The organism is Geodermatophilus sp. SYSU D01176 (genome assembly GCF_054050015.1).
On the sequence record NZ_JBJGYN010000011.1, the window covers coordinates 75,353 to 90,382 of the forward strand.

General features: G+C 74.3%; 14 protein-coding genes. 3 read left to right on the forward strand and 11 right to left on the reverse strand.

Annotation, left to right across the window (positions count from 1 at the left end; genetic code table 11):
- Nucleotides 1–18: 18 nt before the first annotated feature.
- The 7 genes from ACI78Z_RS08685 to ACI78Z_RS08715 form a co-directional block, all read right to left on the reverse strand.
- Nucleotides 19–1,392, reverse strand: coding sequence for a sulfate adenylyltransferase subunit 1 (locus ACI78Z_RS08685; RefSeq protein ID WP_457036123.1), 1,374 nt, complete (start codon nucleotides 1,390–1,392; stop codon nucleotides 19–21).
- Nucleotides 1,392–2,300 (reverse strand): sulfate adenylyltransferase subunit CysD, encoded by a 909-nt coding sequence (cysD, locus tag ACI78Z_RS08690; RefSeq protein WP_457036124.1) that lies wholly within the window; start codon nucleotides 2,298–2,300, stop codon nucleotides 1,392–1,394. Before cysD ends, ACI78Z_RS08685 begins: the two co-directional genes overlap by 1 nt.
- A gap of 250 nt (nucleotides 2,301–2,550) precedes the next feature.
- The gene (locus tag ACI78Z_RS08695) at nucleotides 2,551–3,300 is read right to left on the reverse strand and encodes an inositol monophosphatase family protein (protein WP_457036125.1); all 750 of its coding nucleotides are present in this window, start codon (nucleotides 3,298–3,300) and stop codon (nucleotides 2,551–2,553) included.
- Nucleotides 3,297–4,010 (reverse strand): PaaI family thioesterase, encoded by a 714-nt coding sequence (locus ACI78Z_RS08700; protein WP_457036126.1) that lies wholly within the window; start codon nucleotides 4,008–4,010, stop codon nucleotides 3,297–3,299. The genes ACI78Z_RS08695 and ACI78Z_RS08700 overlap by 4 nt, the downstream gene beginning before the upstream one ends.
- A 30-nt stretch (nucleotides 4,011–4,040) precedes the next feature.
- Nucleotides 4,041–5,684 (reverse strand): sensor histidine kinase, encoded by a 1,644-nt coding sequence (locus ACI78Z_RS08705; RefSeq protein ID WP_457036127.1) that lies wholly within the window; start codon nucleotides 5,682–5,684, stop codon nucleotides 4,041–4,043.
- Between the two features lie 73 nt (nucleotides 5,685–5,757).
- Nucleotides 5,758–6,480 carry a response regulator transcription factor gene (locus tag ACI78Z_RS08710; RefSeq protein ID WP_457036128.1) on the reverse strand — a complete coding sequence of 241 codons (723 nt, stop codon included), beginning with the start codon at nucleotides 6,478–6,480 and terminating at the stop codon, nucleotides 5,758–5,760.
- A 140-nt stretch (nucleotides 6,481–6,620) separates the two neighbouring features.
- Complete coding sequence (locus ACI78Z_RS08715; RefSeq protein WP_457036129.1) at nucleotides 6,621–7,391, reverse strand: siderophore-interacting protein; 771 nt, start codon at nucleotides 7,389–7,391, stop codon at nucleotides 6,621–6,623.
- Between the two features lie 277 nt (nucleotides 7,392–7,668).
- Here ACI78Z_RS08715 and ACI78Z_RS08720 point away from each other — a divergent pair, with 277 nt between their 5' ends.
- Both ACI78Z_RS08720 and ACI78Z_RS08725 read left to right on the forward strand, forming a co-directional pair.
- Entirely contained in the window at nucleotides 7,669–7,878 is a 210-nt protein-coding gene (locus ACI78Z_RS08720; RefSeq protein ID WP_457036130.1) for a DUF2945 domain-containing protein, read from the forward strand.
- A 26-nt stretch (nucleotides 7,879–7,904) separates the two neighbouring features.
- A complete protein-coding gene (locus ACI78Z_RS08725; RefSeq protein ID WP_457036131.1) occupies nucleotides 7,905–8,336 on the forward strand; it encodes a DUF2795 domain-containing protein in 432 nt (143 codons plus the stop codon).
- A 37-nt stretch (nucleotides 8,337–8,373) separates the two neighbouring features.
- On the opposite strand, the gene ACI78Z_RS08730 is transcribed toward ACI78Z_RS08725, so the two are convergent.
- Nucleotides 8,374–9,597, reverse strand: a complete 1,224-nt coding sequence (locus ACI78Z_RS08730; RefSeq protein WP_457036132.1) for a hypothetical protein — start codon at nucleotides 9,595–9,597, stop codon at nucleotides 8,374–8,376.
- A gap of 181 nt (nucleotides 9,598–9,778) precedes the next feature.
- Between ACI78Z_RS08730 and ACI78Z_RS08735 the strand changes: the two genes are divergently transcribed.
- Entirely contained in the window at nucleotides 9,779–11,944 is a 2,166-nt protein-coding gene (locus ACI78Z_RS08735; protein ID WP_457036133.1) for an LCP family glycopolymer transferase, read from the forward strand.
- A gap of 116 nt (nucleotides 11,945–12,060) precedes the next feature.
- Here ACI78Z_RS08735 and pstB read toward each other — a convergent pair whose 3' ends face one another.
- Genes pstB through pstC form a run of 3 tightly spaced genes read right to left on the reverse strand, consistent with a single transcriptional unit; the run spans nucleotide 12,061 to nucleotide 14,911 of the window.
- Nucleotides 12,061–12,840 carry a phosphate ABC transporter ATP-binding protein PstB gene (gene pstB / locus ACI78Z_RS08740; protein WP_457036134.1) on the reverse strand — a complete coding sequence of 260 codons (780 nt, stop codon included), beginning with the start codon at nucleotides 12,838–12,840 and terminating at the stop codon, nucleotides 12,061–12,063.
- Nucleotides 12,841–12,863: 23 nt separating this feature from the next.
- Nucleotides 12,864–13,955 carry a phosphate ABC transporter permease PstA gene (gene pstA / locus ACI78Z_RS08745; protein WP_457036135.1) on the reverse strand — a complete coding sequence of 364 codons (1,092 nt, stop codon included), beginning with the start codon at nucleotides 13,953–13,955 and terminating at the stop codon, nucleotides 12,864–12,866.
- Entirely contained in the window at nucleotides 13,955–14,911 is a 957-nt protein-coding gene (gene pstC / locus ACI78Z_RS08750) for a phosphate ABC transporter permease subunit PstC (RefSeq protein WP_457036136.1), read from the reverse strand. Before pstC ends, pstA begins: the two co-directional genes overlap by 1 nt.
- Nucleotides 14,912–15,030 lie beyond the last annotated feature (119 nt).

A 15,030-nucleotide genomic window follows, 5' to 3' on the forward strand; every position in this document is an offset into this window, starting at 1 on the left:
CCCCGCGGCTCGGTCGGGCTAGCCGGCGGGGGTGAGCATCCCGGCGCCGACGGTGGCGTTGGTGGCCTCGTCGACCAGGATGAACCGCCCGGTCGCCCGGTTGCGGGTGTAGTCGTCGACGAACAGCGGCTGGGTGACCCGCAGCCGCACCCGGCCGATGTCGTTGAGGCCCAGCTCGGAAGCCTCCTTGTCGCGGTGCAGCGTGTTGACGTCGAGCCGGTAGGCCAGCTCCTTGACCATCGCCCGCACCGTGCGGGTGGTGTGCTTGACCGCGATCCGCTGGCGGGGCCGCAGCGGTTCGTCGGCCATCCAGCAGACCAGCGCGTCGAGGTCCTGGGTGACCGTCGGGGCGTTCTCCGGCTTGCAGACCAGGTCGCCGCGCGAGACGTCGAGGTCGTCGGCCAGGCGCAGGGTCACCGCCATCGGCGGGAAGGCCTCGTCCACCGGGCCGCGCGGTCCGTCGATGCCGGCGATCGTCGTGGTCAGCCCGCTGGGCAGGACCTGGACCTCGTCGCCGGCGCGGAACACCCCGCTGGCCACGGTGCCGGCGTAGCCCCGGTAGTCGTGGTGCTCGTCGGTCTGCGGCCGGACGACGTACTGCACCGGGAACCGCGCGTCGGTCAGGTTGCGGTCGCTGGCCACGTGCACGTGCTCGAGGTGGTGGATCAGCGTCGGGCCCTCGTACCAGGGCGTGTTCGCCGAGTGCGTGACGACGTTGTCGCCGTGCAGCGCCGAGATCGGGACGACGGTCAGGTCGGGCACGCTGAGCTTGGCCGCGAAGGCGCTGAACTCGTCGGCGATCGCGTCGAAGACCTCCTCCGACCAGCCGACGAGGTCCATCTTGTTGACGGCGACCACCAGGTGCGGCACCCGCAGCAGCGAGGCGAGGAAGGCGTGCCGGCGACTCTGCTCGACCATGCCCTTGCGCGAGTCGACCAGCACGATCGCGAGGTCGGCGGTGGAGGCGCCGGTGACCATGTTCCGCGTGTACTGCACGTGGCCGGGGGTGTCGGCCAGGATGAACGTCCGCCGCGGGGTGGCGAAGTAGCGGTAAGCGACGTCGATCGTGATGCCCTGCTCGCGCTCGGCGCGCAGGCCGTCGGTGAGCAGTGCGAGGTCGACGTGGTCGCCCTTGCTGGCGCGGGCCACCGCCTCGTACTGGTCCTCGAAGATGGCCTTGCTGTCGTAGAGCAGCCGGCCGATCAGCGTGCTCTTGCCGTCGTCCACCGAGCCTGCGGTGGCGATGCGCAGGATGTCCTTGCGCGCGGTGGCCAGCTCCACGGCGTGCTCGGCGACGGGGGAGTGGACGTCGACGGCGCCGTCGGCGTCGAGGGGGACCGCGGTGTCGGGGTGGACGCCGGGCTGGGCGGCGGTATTCGTGTCAGGAGCCATCAGAAGTAGCCCTCCTTCTTCCGGTCCTCCATGGCGGCGTCGCTGACCTTGTCGTCGCCGCGGGTGGCGCCCCGCTCGGTCATGCGGGTCACCGCGATCTCGGCGATGACGTCGGCGACCGTGGTGGCCTCCGAGCGGACGGCGGCGGTCAGGTTCGCGTCGCCGACCGTGCGGTAGCGGACCGTCGCGCGGAACGGCTGCTCGCCGTCCTTCGGCCGGATGAACTCGTTGACCGCGTAGAGCATCCCCTGCCGCTCGACGACCTCCCGTTCCTGCGCGAGGTACAGCGGCGGGATGGCGATCTGCTCGCGGAGGATGTACTGCCAGATGTCCAGCTCGGTCCAGTTCGACAGCGGGAAGACCCGGAGGGACTCGCCGAGGTGGATCCGGCCGTTGTAGAGGTCCCACAGCTCGGGGCGCTGGTTCTTCGGGTCCCACTGGCCGAACTCGTCGCGGAAGGAGAACACCCGCTCCTTGGCGCGCGCCTTGTCCTCGTCGCGGCGGGCGCCGCCGAACAGCGCGGTGAAACCGTGCTCCTCCACCGCGTCGAGCAGCACCGGCGTCTGGATGCGGTTGCGGGAGCCGTTGGGCTCCTCCCTGACCGTGCCGGCCGCGATCGCGTCGGGCACCGAGGCGACGATCAGCTGCACGCCCAGCTCGGCGACCCGCTTGTCGCGGAACTCCAGCACGTCCTGGAAGTTCAGCCCGGTGTCGACGTGCATGACCGGGAAGGGGATGCGGGCCGGCGCGAACGCCTTGCGGGCCAGTTCCAGCATCACGATGGAGTCCTTGCCGCCGGAGAAGAGCAGCACCGGGCGCTCGAGCTCCGCGGCCACCTCACGGATGACGTGGATGGACTCGGCCTCCAGCGTCTCCAGTTGGGAGAGCCGGTAGTCGGGGGTCGTCACGCGTTCTCCTCGCTGGCGCTCGTCGCCCGCGCGCCGAGTCGTGCTGTGTTCTCGGGTGAGCTCGCGAGCTCGCTCACGTGTTCTCCTCGCTGGCGCTCGTCGCCCGCGCGCCGGGTCGTGCTGTGTTCTCGGGTGAGCTCGCGAGCTCGCTCACGTGTCAGGGCTCCGGGGACGTCGGGGTCAGGGCTCGAACCAGCAGCAACCGCACCGGCCCGGGGAGGATTCCCGCCTCCCAGTCTCCGCCATGCCCCTACGGCGTCGGCTGTGACCCCACCCGCACCGCCGCCAGCAGCCGATCGGCCAGCTCCGGGCGGCACACCAGCAGGTCGGGCAGCCAGGCGTCGGGGCCGTTGTAGACCAGCGGCGAGCCGTCGAGCCGGACGGCGGTGAGCCCCGCGGCCCGGGCGACGGCGACCGGCGCGGCCGAGTCCCACTGGTACATGCCGCCGGCGTGCACGTAGGCGTCGGCCTCGCCGCGGACGACGGCGGTGACCTTCCACCCGGCCGAGCCCATCGGCACCAGCTCGGCGCCGAGGGCAGCTGCCGCGGTGGCGGCGATCGCGGGCGGTCGGCTGCGGCTGACCGCGATCCGCGGCCGTCCGCCGTCGGACGCCGGCACGGTGGGTGCGGGGTCGGTGCGGAGCACCTCGCCGAGCGCGGGAAGCGCGACCGCCGCCGCCGTCAGCTCACCCGCCGACCACAGCGCCACGTGCACCGCCCAGTCCGGTCGCGGGACCTCGCCGTACTCGCGGGTGCCGTCGAGCGGGTCGACGATCCACACCCGGTCGGCGGTCAGCCGGCGGCGGTCGTCGGCCGCCTCCTCGCTGAAGACGACCTCGCCGGGACGGTGCTCGGTCAGGACCCCCGTGATGGCGGCCTGCGCGGCGGCGTCCCCGGCGTCCCCGAGCGCCCGGCCGGTGAGCCGGCCCTCCGCGCGCAACCCCGTGAGGACGGCGGCGGCCGCACGCGCCGCCTCGGCGGCGACCTCGACGTCCCTCACGGCCGGTCGGCGAGCGCGGTGGCGTCGGTGGGGCGCCCCGGCGGCCGGTGCTGGCCGGAGGCGTCGGTGATCGCGCCGAAGTAGTCGGCGTGCAGCTCCTCGCGCGGCATGACGAAGACGCCGCGGGCCTCGACCAGGGTGCGGTCGGGTGCCTCGGCGGTCGCGATGGTGCCGGTCACGACGCACTTGCGGCCGGCCGCCTCGGTGACCCGGGCCTGCAGGGTCAGCGGCGTCGACAGCGGCACCGGCCGGCGATAGTCCAGCTCGAGCCGGACGGTCATGCCCCACAGGCCGGCGGCGATCGCGGCCGAGCCGAGCAGCTGGTCCATGAGCATGCTGCTCATCCCGCCGTGGACGTACCCGGGCGGGCCCTCGTAGGCCGGGCCGAGCGTGGCCTCGCCGACGACGCCGCCCTCGACCCGGTGGATCGTCACCGGCGGCGCCAGCGCGCTGCCCACCCCGCTCACCGGGTTGTAGACGCGGCGGAAGACCAGGGGGTCGTCGAGCACGGGCAGCTGCGTCGGCGGGCGCCGTGCGGCGGCCAGCCGACCGGTGACGGCCCGGGCCTCGGCGGCCGCGGCGCGCAGCTCGTCGGCCGGGACGGTGGTCAGCACCGAGGCGTCCACCAGGTCCCGCAGGGCGGCGCCGAGCTCGGTCACCGCGGCCATCAGATCGGCGTCGTAGGGCTGCCCGCCCGCGTCGGAGGTCACCGGCGAACGGTAACCGCACCGCCCGCCGGCTCAGGCCGCCGGGCCGTCCGTCCCCGGTGCGGCCGCGGGGCCCGAGCGGGGCAGCCGGACGGTGAACACGGCGCCCCGGCCCGGGGCGGTGTCCAGGTGGACCGTGCCGCCGTGCGCGGCGACCAGCGCGCTGACGATGGCCAGCCCCAGCCCCGTGCCACCGGCCGTCCGGGCCCGCGACGGGTCGGCGCGGTAGAAGCGCTCGAAGACCCGCGCGGCGTCCTCGGGGGCCATGCCAGGGCCCTGGTCGGCCACCCGCAGCACGACCACGCCGCCGTCGTCGCCGTCCGCCGTCCCGTCGCCGGCCGCCGGCTCGTCGGAGAGGGTCACCGTGACCGGCGTGGTCGGGGGCGTGTGCACCAGCGCGTTGGTGACCAGGTTGCCGACGACCTGGCGCAGCCGGGCCTCGTCGCCGAGCACCACGGGCAGCTCGCTGAGCGCCGGGTCCAGGTGCAGGCCGATGGGGCGGTCGGGCTGGACGGCGCGGGCGTCGTGGACGGCGTCGCCGGCGACCTCGGCGAGGTCGACCGGGGTGATGGTGAGCGGGCGCTGCTGGTCGAGACGGGCCAGCTGCAGCAGGTCCTCGACCAGCACGCCCATGCGGGCGCCCTCGGACTCGATGCGCTGCATCAGCCGGGCGGTCTCCTCGGGGCTGCCCACCGCGCCCTGCCGGTACAGCTCGGCGAAGCCGCGGATCGAGGTCAGCGGGGTGCGCAGCTCGTGGCTGGCGTCGGCGACGAACCGGCGCATCCGGGTCTCCGAGGCGCGCGCCTGCTCCTCGGAGGCCTGCTGCGCCCGGAAGCCGTGCTCGATGCGGGACAGCATGCCGTTGAGCGCGGTGGCCAGCCGGCCGACCTCGGTGCGGTCGTCCCCGGCCGGCACCCGCTGGGAGAGGTCGCCGGCGGCGATCGCGGCGGCGGTGCGCTCCACCTCGGTCAGGGGCCGCAGGCTGTTGCGGACCAGCAGATACGCGGCGTAGCCGAGGACGGTGAGCACGATCAGCCCGACGACCACCTGCAGCGCGACCAGCCGGGCGAGCACGCGGTCGTCGCTGTCGAGGTCGACGCCCGCGATCGCGATCACGCCGCCGTCGACGTCCTCGCTGATGAGCAGCCACTTCGTCCCGTCCGGTGCCTCCGCGAAGACCGGCCGGTCGACGTCGTCGAGCAGCCGCTCGACGACGGTGCGGTCCATCTCCACCGGCAGGCTCTCCCGGGGCCCGGGCGGTCCGGAGAGCACGACGACCTGGTCGACCCCTGGGGTCAGGCAGGCCACGTAGATCGTCCCGATCGAGGCTTCCCCCGGCCCCCACCGTCGTGTCGAGCACCCGTCGCGGAACCACGGTCCGTTCTCGTACCTGGCCAGGGTGTCGATCAGCTGCTGGTGCTGCTGGCCCCGCACGTAGTCCTCGAGCAGTGCGCTCGTGAGGAACCCCGTCAGGGTCAGCGCGGCGGCGACCAGTCCGGTGAGCAGTGCCACGAGCGTGACCCGCAGCGGTAGCCGGGGGGCGGACCAGGGGCGCGCGGGTCTCCCGCGGCCCTGCTGTCGCGCCGTGCCGGGGTCCTGCAGGATCTCGCCGGCGCCGACCGGTGGCGGGGCGTCCGGAGGTGCGGCCTGGCTGCGTGCCCCCGCCACCCCGGTCACGTGTCCTCCTCGCCGGTCCTCGTCGAGCTCGTGCCCGACGGTGCCACCTCGCGGCGTGACCCCGCGACCGCGGTCACGTCCCGCGTGGCAGCCGCAGGGTGTACCCCACGCCGCGGATGGTGTGCAGCAGCCGCGGCTCGGTCGTGTCGATCTTGCGGCGCAGGTAGGAGATGTAAGACTCCACCACGTTGGCGTCGCCGTTGAAGTCGTAGTTCCACACGTGGTCGAGGATCTGCGCCTTGGACAGCACCCGCCCGGCGTTGGCCATCAGGTAGCGCAGCAGCTTGAACTCCGTCGGCGAGAGGCTGACCACCTCGCCGGCCTTCACGACCTCGTGCGACTCCTCGTCCAGCTCGATGTCGGCGAAGGACAGCCGCGGGGACTCCGCCGGGCGCTGCGGGCCGGTGCTGCGGCGCAGCACCGCCCGGATCCGCGCCAGCACCTCGTCGAGGCTGAACGGCTTGGTGACGTAGTCGTCGCCGCCGAGCGTCAACCCGGAGACCTTGTCCTCCGCGGCGTCGCGCGCGGTGAGGAACAGCACCGGCGTGTGCCGGCCGCTCTCCCGCAGCCGGCGGACGACGCCGAAGCCGTCCAGCCCCGGCATCATCACGTCGAGGACGAGCAGGTCCGGGCGGAAGGACGTCGCCATCGCCAGTGCCTGCTGCCCGTCGGCCGCCGTGGCCACCTCGAAGCCGGCGTAGCGGAGGCTGGCCGACAGCAGCTCGCGGATGTTGGGTTCGTCGTCCACCACCAGGAGGCGTGCCTCCGGTGCCGGACTCGTTCCGGTGCTGGTCACAGCACCCCCTGTCGAACGCGCTGCGGTGGTCATCTCACGAGGGTGGAGCCCCGGGCTGGAGCGGCCCTGGGGGTCACCTGTGAGGAGTCTGGACGCCGTCCGGCCTCCTCCTGATTGTCCCTCGCGAGGTGCCGCCGCCGTCAGCTGCCCATGGCCCGGCCGCGCCGCCAGTAGCCGATCGCGTGGTGCTGCGCCCGGCCGAGCCCCCACCGGCCGCGCAGGTCCGCACGGATGGCGCGGACGGCGCTCGACTCGGCGGCCACCCAGGCGAAGACGTCCTCGCCGTCGGGCCGGTCCAGCGCCGCGACGGCGTCGGACAGCAGCGTGCCTTCCCCGGGCGGGGTGCCCTCGCGGTGCAGCCAGCGGACCTCGACGTCGTCCGGCGCCGGCAGCGGCTGCTCCTCCGCGGCGTCGGCGACCTCGACGAGGGCGACGCCGCGCGTCGACGGCGGCGCGGCGGCCAGGATGCGGGTGATCGCCGGCAACGCGGTCTCGTCGCCGGCCAGCAGCAGCCACCCGGCCGGCCGGTCGCCCAGCGGGCCGCCACCGGCCACGGCCACCGTCGTCCCGGGCGCGGCGGCACCGGCCCACGCCGCGGCCGGGCCGTCGCCGTGCAGGACGAAGTCGATCTCGACCTCGCCGCGGTCGGCGTCCTGCCGTCGGGCGGTGTAGCTGCGCAGGCTCACCCCGTGCGAGCCCTCGGGCCAGACGATCCGCCCGTCCCGCTGGACCCGCGGCCAGCGCGGCGCCGGGTCCCCGACGCGGGGGACCAGCAGCGAGATCGTCGGCCCGGCGGCCGCGGCCGCCGCGGGGGTGCCGGAGAGCAGGATGCGGCGCACCGACGGGGTGACGTCGGTGACCGCGGCCACGGTGAGCACGTCGACCGGCCGGGTGGGGTCAGGTGCGGTCACGGAGCCCGAGCCTAGATGCGGGCCGACCCGGCCGACCCCGGGGGAATGGGGTCGACCGGGCCGGCGATCGCGGACGGGTGCGTCACGGCCGGTAGTCGCATCCACAGCTGTGAGCAGCGGGAACGGTGTGACGCTCCCCGTCGACCGGAACGCTACGTGACGGACCGGCCGGAGTCAGTGCCCGCACGGGTGATCCCGCATCCCGGACGGGTGATGTGTGCCGGGGGCCCGCTCCGGGCAGGGGCAGGGGACCGCGCCGAGCACCCGGGAGGGCCCGATGTCCGACGAGTTCCAGAAGGGTGACCACGTCACCTGGAACAGCCACGGCCAGGAGGTCGAGGGCACCGTCAAGCGGAAGATCACCTCCGAGACGGAGGCGTCCGGCCGGAAGGTCAAGGCCAGCGAGGACGAGCCGCAGTACGAGGTCGAGAGCGACAAGAGCGGCAAGACCGCGGTGCACAAGCCCGGCGCCCTGCACGAGAAGTGACCACGCACCGAGGAGGAGGGGCGATCGTGAGCGAGAGCGGAGACCAGTTCGCCGGGACGGCGGCCCGCAGCACCAAGCACAGCCCTCGCGTCGACGAGGAGATGGAGCACGAGATCCAGGGGATGCTCAAGGCCGAGCGGGCCACCCGCGCCGAGGAGTGGCGCGAGGTCGAGCCCTCGGCGGAGGGCGATCCCGACGTCGACAGCAGTCCCGACGGCACCCTCGTCGGAGGCGTGCCGGTGGGCATGACCGAGGACGCCGTCGTCGCCCGGGCCGAGCTGGCCCGCTGGCTCGACCGCGCCGACTTCCCGAGCGACGGGCCGGCCCTCGTCGAGGCGGCCCTGGACCACCGGGCGCCGGACGTCGTCGTCGACGAACTGCGGCGGCTGCCCGAGGGCGAGACCTACGAGCGGATCGGCGACGTCGTCCGCGCGCTGGGCTACCCCACCGAGACCTGAGCCGCGGCCGGGAGCCGGGCCCACCGGCTCCCGGCCGTCACCCGCCCTCCGCGGCCTGCTGCTCCTCGTCCTCGGCGATCTCCTCGGCGCCCCGCCGCCGGAACAGCCGGGAGCCGGGGAAACCCTTCACCACGTGCCGCAGGTCCTGCATGGTGTCGAGCAGGTCGTGCACGTCGGTGCCGACGTTCCCCAGAGACGACAGCACCGGGAGGACGTCCTCGTCGAGGTGGGTCATCAGCTGCGGCAGCCGGTCGATGAAGGCGACGACGGCCTCGACCTCGGCCGGGTCCACGCTCGCCGCCAGGCGGCGCACCGCCGGGGCCAGGGCCATCAACGGTTCCTGGAAGACGTCGACCATGGGGTCGACCCGCCCCAGCAGCCCCTCGGCCCGCGTCACCGCGCCGTCCGCGCCGGAGACCGTGCTGCCGGCGGCGGTGATGGTCTCGTCGGAGCGGGCGATGGTGGCGCCCACGGCGGTGATGGCCTCGTCGGAGCGGGCGATGGTGGCGCCGACGGCGGTGATGGCCTGGTCGGCCTTCTGGTTGGTGCTGGTGACCGCGGTGATGGCCTGGTCGGCCTTCTGGTTGGTGCTGGTGACCGCGGTGATGGCGGCGTCGGCCTTCTGGTTGGTGCTGGTGACCGCGGCGATGGCCTGGTCGGCCTTCTGGTTGGTGCTGGTGACCGCGGCGATGGCCTGGTCGGCCCTCTGGTTCGTGGTGGTGACCGCGGCGATGGCGGCGTCGGCCCTCTGGTTCGTGGTGGTGACGGCGGTGATGGCCTCGTCCGAGCGGGCGATGGTGGCGCCGACGGCGGCGATGGCGGCGTCGGCCTTCTGGTTGGTGGTGCCGACCGCGACGATCGCCTCGTCCGCCTTCTCCCGCGTCGCCCCGACGCCCGCGATGGCCTCGTCCGCCTTCGTCCGCGTGCTCTCGACAGCAGCGATCGCGTCGTCCGCTCTCGCCCGGGTGCCCACCACCTCGGCGATGGCCTCGTCCGCCCGCTGCCGCGTGCTGTTCACCGCAGCGATCGCGTCGTCCGCCCTCGTCCGGGTGCCCTCGACTGCGGTGATCGCCGCGTCGGCCCGCTCCACGACGCGCTCGATCCCATCCACGACGGTGGTGGCCCGGTCGAGCAGCGACTCCACCCGCCCGACGACCGTGATCAGTCGCGGGACCAGCGCCAGGGCCTCGGCCACGCCCTCGCGGACCCCCTCGACCGCGGAGATCATGTCGGACGGACCCGGCACGAACGGCAGCTTCACCTCGGGGACGCTACGACGGCCAGGACCGTCCTGCCCGCCGGTCCCCGCGCGTCCGGCCCCGGCGGGGCCTCCGCGCCCGTATCGTGGGTGACTGCCCGATTGCGCAGCGATACCTCCGCGCGCGAGCCGGGAGCGACGGTGCCCGCCAGGGCGGCAGTTCGAGGATGGGAAGTCGGCACGGGTGGGGAACAAGCGCACGCGCGACGACGCAGGGGAGGCCCGCTCGTCCGGGCGTCTCCGGGGTCGGCGCCGCCCGGCTGCGGCATCCCCTGCCGCGGGTGACGGGGAGCCGGCCCGGGAGCCGATCACCGTCGAGCAGCTGATCGCCCGGCAGGGCGGCGATGTCGGCCGTCGCCGCGCCGCTCGCACCGGCGAGATCCCGCTGCCGCTGGCCGTCGGCGAGCAGGTGCCCGAGCGCCGCCGCGGCCTGCCCCAGGTCCCCGCCGAGGAGGCCCCGGCGCCCCGTGGGGCGGGACGCCGACCCTCCGGACGGCGCGCCGGTGACGCGCCGCGCGCTGCGGACGACACACCCGCGCCGCAGCGTGGCCTGCCCCCGGTGCCGGGCGGGCCGGTGGTGCGGGCAGCCGAGGCCCCGGTGACGCCGGCCGTCGTCCCTCCGCTGCCTACCGCTGCTGCCCCGCAGCCGGAGTCCCCGGCGGCGCCCGAGCCAGCCCCGGCGGTGCCCGAGCCGCCGCGCAGCGGCCTGCCGCCGGTGCCGCCGTCGGCCCGCCCCTCGGTGCCGCTGTTCCCGCCGTTCGACGAGCGGACCGGCCACCGCCCGTCCCGCCCGGTCGCGCCGCTGCCCCCGATCCCCGGCCGTGACGCCCTGCTGTCCGGCGCGACCCGGCTGGCGCCGCCCTCGCCGCGCGAGCGCCGGGCCGCCCGCCGCGCCGCGCGCAGCCCCGGCCGCAGGCGGCTGGTCCGTGCCGCGACCGGCCTGGCGGCCCTCGTCGGCGTCGTCCTCGCCTACCACCTGGGCCTGTACTTCTACGTCGACCAGCGCATCGAGCGCGTGGCGGCCCTGACCCCCGACGGCGCGGAGGTGCTCGCCCCCGCCCTGCAGGAGGGCGCGGCGACCTACCTCGTCATCGGCACGGGGCTGCCCGGCGAGGAGGGCCCGGCCTCGGTCGCCACCCTCCTGGCGCACGTCACCGCGGACGAGGAGCGCGCCGTCCTGGTCAGCATCCCGCCGACCGCGCTCGTCGACACCCCCGGCTGCACCCGCGCCGACGGCGAGGTCCGCGAGGCCGTCACCGAGTCCTTCGCCGCCTCGCTCCTGGAGGGCGGGCCGTCCTGCACGGTCCGCGTGGTGCAGCAGCTGTCCGGGCTGCGCGTCGACCACTACCTGGGCGTGGACCTGGCCCGGCTGCCCGGCATGGTCGACGCCCTCGGCGGAGTCTCCGTGTGCCTGCCCGCGGCGACGCCGGCGGTCGCCGCCTCGGCCGAGCCGTTGCCGGCCGGTGCCAGCACGATGTCGGGGGAGCGCGCCACGGGCTACCTGGCCCCGGGCGACGCCGGCGCCGACGTCACCGGTGCGGCGGTCGCCGAGCGCGCGCAGCTCGTGCTGACCTCCACCCTGCGGACGGCGATGTCGGCCGGGACCCTCGGCAACCCGGCCACCCTCACCCGGTTCCTGACCGGGGCCTCCGACGCCCTGACCGTGGACGAGGCGACCACGCTGGGCGACCTGCGCACCCTCGCCGGGACGCTCGGGGACCTCTCCGGCGACGCGGTCCAGCGCACCGGCCTCCCCGTCGCCCAGGTGGGCTACGTGCCGGCCGGCAGCGAGCAGGCCCACGTCGTGCTCGACGCCACCGCCACCCGCGCACTGTTCGACCGGGTGATCGAGGAGGGCCGGCTGCCCGCGGAGCTGCTCGCGCCCGAGCCCGCCGACCCGGCGGCCGTGGCCGCGGCGCCCGCCCCCGCGGCCGCCGAGCAGCCCGTGACGACGCCCGCGGGACAGCCGCTGACCGCCGCGCCGTCCGGCATCACCGTCGACGTGCTCAACGGCACCGCCACCAGCGGGCTGGCCGCCACCGTGGCCGAGCAGATGCGCGCCCAGGGCTTCGCGGTCGGCCAGGTCGGCAACGAGCTCGGCGTGGTCAACGAGACCGTCGTCCGGTACGGGGCCGGTGCCGAGGAGCAGGCGCGCACGGTCGCGGCGGCCGTCCCCGGGGCGGTGCTGCAGCCCAGCGACGCGACCGCGGGAGGCATCCAGCTGGTCATCGGGCCTGGCTTCTCCAGCGTCGTCCCGGTGGTCATCCCGCCCGTGGCCCCCGAGGCGCCGGCTCCCGCGGCACCGGCCACGCCGTCCGCCGAGCCGGCCGTCACTGCCAGCTGCTCCTGACACAACGCCCCCGGGGCCCCGCGGCGCCCCGCCCGGCGCCGGGTGCGTGCGTGCACGCAACGCCGAAAGGGCCGCCGCGGGAGATCCCGCAGCGGCCCCTGACGCGGGGGCCTTGCTCAGCCGAAGCGGCCGGAGATGTAGTCCTCGGTCGCCTTCTGGTCCGGGTTGCTGAAGATCTTCTCGGTCGGGTTGAACTCGATCAGCCGGCCGGGCTGACCCACCCCGCTGAGGTTGAAGAAGCCGGTCTGCTCGCTCACCCGCGCGGCCTGCTGCATGTTGTGGGTGACGATGACGATCGTGAACCGCTCCTTGAGGTCGGCCATCAGGTCCTCGATCGCCAGCGTGGAGATCGGGTCCAGCGCGGAGGCCGGCTCGTCCATCAGCAGGACGTCGGGCTCCACGGCGATCGCGCGAGCGATGCACAGCCGCTGCTGCTGACCGCCGGACAGGCCGGCGCCGGGGCGGTTGAGGCGGTCCTTGACCTCGTTCCAGAGGTTGGCTCCCCGGAGCGAACGCTCGACCAGGTCGTCGAGGTCGGACTTCTTCATCCTCTTGTTGTTCAGCCGGATGCCCGCGGCGACGTTCTCGTAGATCGACATCGTCGGGAACGGGTTCGGCCGCTGGAAGACCATCCCGATCTGCCGGCGGACGTCGACCGGGTCGACGTCGGGGCCGTAGAGGTCCTGCCCGTCCATGACGATCTTGCCCTCGACGCGGCCACCCGGGATGACCTCGTGCATCCGGTTGATCGAACGCAGGAAGGTCGACTTCCCGCAGCCCGACGGCCCGATGAGGGCGGTGATGCTGCGCGGCTCGATCGAGACGTTGACGTTCTCGACCGCCAGGAAGTTGCCGTAGTAGATGTTGAGGTCGGAGACGTCGATGCGCTTGGCCACAGGAGGTCCTCCAGGGTTGCCGGTCAGCGACCGGACTTGGGGGCGAAGAAGCGACTGATGAGCCGGGCGACGACGTTGAGACCCATCACCAGGATGATCAGGACCAGGGCCGCCGTCCAGGCCCGGTCCGTGGCGAACTCCGGCGGCACGCCCGGCTGGGTCAGCTGGTAGTAGGCGTAGACCGGCAGTGTCGCCATGCGGCCGTCGAACGCGTTGAGGTTCGTGGCGTTGGTGATGCCGAGGGTGATCAGCAGCGGGGCGGTCTCGCCGACGACGCGGGCGATCGCCAGGGTGACGCCGGTGCCCAGGCCCGCGATGGCGGTCGGGATGACCACCTTGACGATGGTCCGCCACTTGGGCACGCCCAGGGCGTAGGAGGCCTCGCGCAGCTCGTTCGGCACCAGCTTGAGCACCTCCTCCGCCGAGCGGACGACGACCGGGATCATCAGCACCGACAGCGCGATGGCGCCCATGATCCCCAGCCGGACCCCCGGGCCGAGGAAGATCGCGAACAGGGCGTAGGCGAACAGGCCGGCCACGATCGACGGGATGCCGGTCATGACATCGACCATGAACGTGATGCCCCGCTTCAGCCGCCCCTGGGCGTACTCGACGAGGAAGATCGCGGTCATCAGGCCGATCGGCACCGAGATCAGCGTGGTCAGGGCCGTGATGATCAGCGTGCCCATGATCGCGTGGTACGCGCCGCCGCCCTCGCCGACGATCCCGACGAGGGAGGAATTGAAGAAGGTGCCGTCCAGCCGCCCGATCCCCCGGCTGACGACCTCCCAGACCAGCGAGACCAGCGGCACCATCGCCAGCCCGAACGCGCTGACCACCAGGCACGTCACCAGCCGGTCGGTGGCTCGCCGGGGGCCCTCCACGGCGCGGGTCAGCAGGTACACCGCGAGGGTCCCGAGGACGACGGTGTAGAGCACGAACAGCGCGATGTTGAGGTCGAACACCGGCCAGAGCACCCCGACGACGGCGGCCGCCGCGGCGAAGGCCGCCCAGGGCGCCCAGTTCGGCAGCCGCCGGCTGCGCTCGGTGCGGCGCGGGCCGCCGGGCGCGCCGCTGCCGCCACGGGTGACCGGCGCGGTCGAGATCTGGCTCATCAGTTCGCTCCGGAGAAGTCGGCGCGCCGGTTGACGATCGCGCGGGCCAGCATGTTGACCGCGAGGGTGATGACGAACAGGGCCAGGCCGCTGGCGATGAGCGTGTTGATGTCGATGCCCGAGGACTCCGGGAACTCCAGCGCGATGTTCGCCGCGATGGTCGACGGGTTCCCGCTGCTGATCAGGTTGAACGTGATGCCGCCGGAGACCGACAGCACGATGGCGACGGCCATGGTCTCGCCGAGTGCCCGGCCCAGGCCCAGCATGGAGCCGCCGATGACGCCGGAGCGGCCGTAGGGGAGGACCGCCATCCGGATCATCTCCCAGCGGGTGGCGCCCAGGGCCAGCGCGGCCTCGCGGTGCAGGCTCGGCACCTGCAGGAAGACCTCGCGGGAGATGGCGCTGACGATCGGCAGGATCATCACGGCGAGGACCAGGCCGGTGGTCAGCATGGTGCGGCCCGTCGTCGAGGCCGGGCCGGCGAACAGCGGGATGAAGCCGAGGTTGCGCTCGAGCCACTCGAAGAAGGGCACCAGCTTCGGCGCCAGCCAGAAGATGCCCCAGAAGCCGTAGACGATGCTGGGGATCGCGGCGAGCAGGTCGACCAGGTAGCCCAGGCCCTGGGCCAGCCGCCGTGGGGCGTAGTAGCCGATGAACAGGGCGATGGCCACCGCCAGCGGCGTGGCCACCACCAGGGCGATGACCGCGGCCAGCAGGGTGCCGAAGACCAGCGGGGCGATGTAGCCGACCAGGCCGCCGTCGCCGGGGATGTCCTCGGCCGGCGCGGTCAGCGCGGGCACCGCCTCGACGACGAGGAACGCGGCGACCCCGGCGAGGATGACGAGGATGAGGATGCCGGCGCCCCTGGCGGTCCCGGCGAAGACCCGGTCGCCGGGACGGCGGACCGACCGTCGCGTCCCGGGAGGGGACGGGGGTGTGGCCCTGGTGCTGCTCACCGCTGCTCCGTGGGGTGTGGGCCGGTGCCTGGGGACCCGGCGGGGTGTGGGTCGGGTACCCGGCCGGAGCCGGGCCCGCCAACGGCCCGGGGCGCCATCGGGCACCCCGGGCCGTTGCC

Excerpts from the sequence above, each read along its gene's own strand:
- pstA (WP_457036135.1), bottom strand. The coding sequence starts at position 13,955 with ATGAGCCAGATCTCGACCGCGCCGGTCACCCGTGGCGGCAGCGGCGCG.
- ACI78Z_RS08720 (WP_457036130.1), top strand. The coding sequence starts at position 7,669 with ATGTCCGACGAGTTCCAGAAGGGTGACCACGTCACCTGGAACAGCCAC.
- ACI78Z_RS08685 (WP_457036123.1), bottom strand. The coding sequence starts at position 1,392 with ATGGCTCCTGACACGAATACCGCCGCCCAGCCCGGCGTCCACCCCGAC.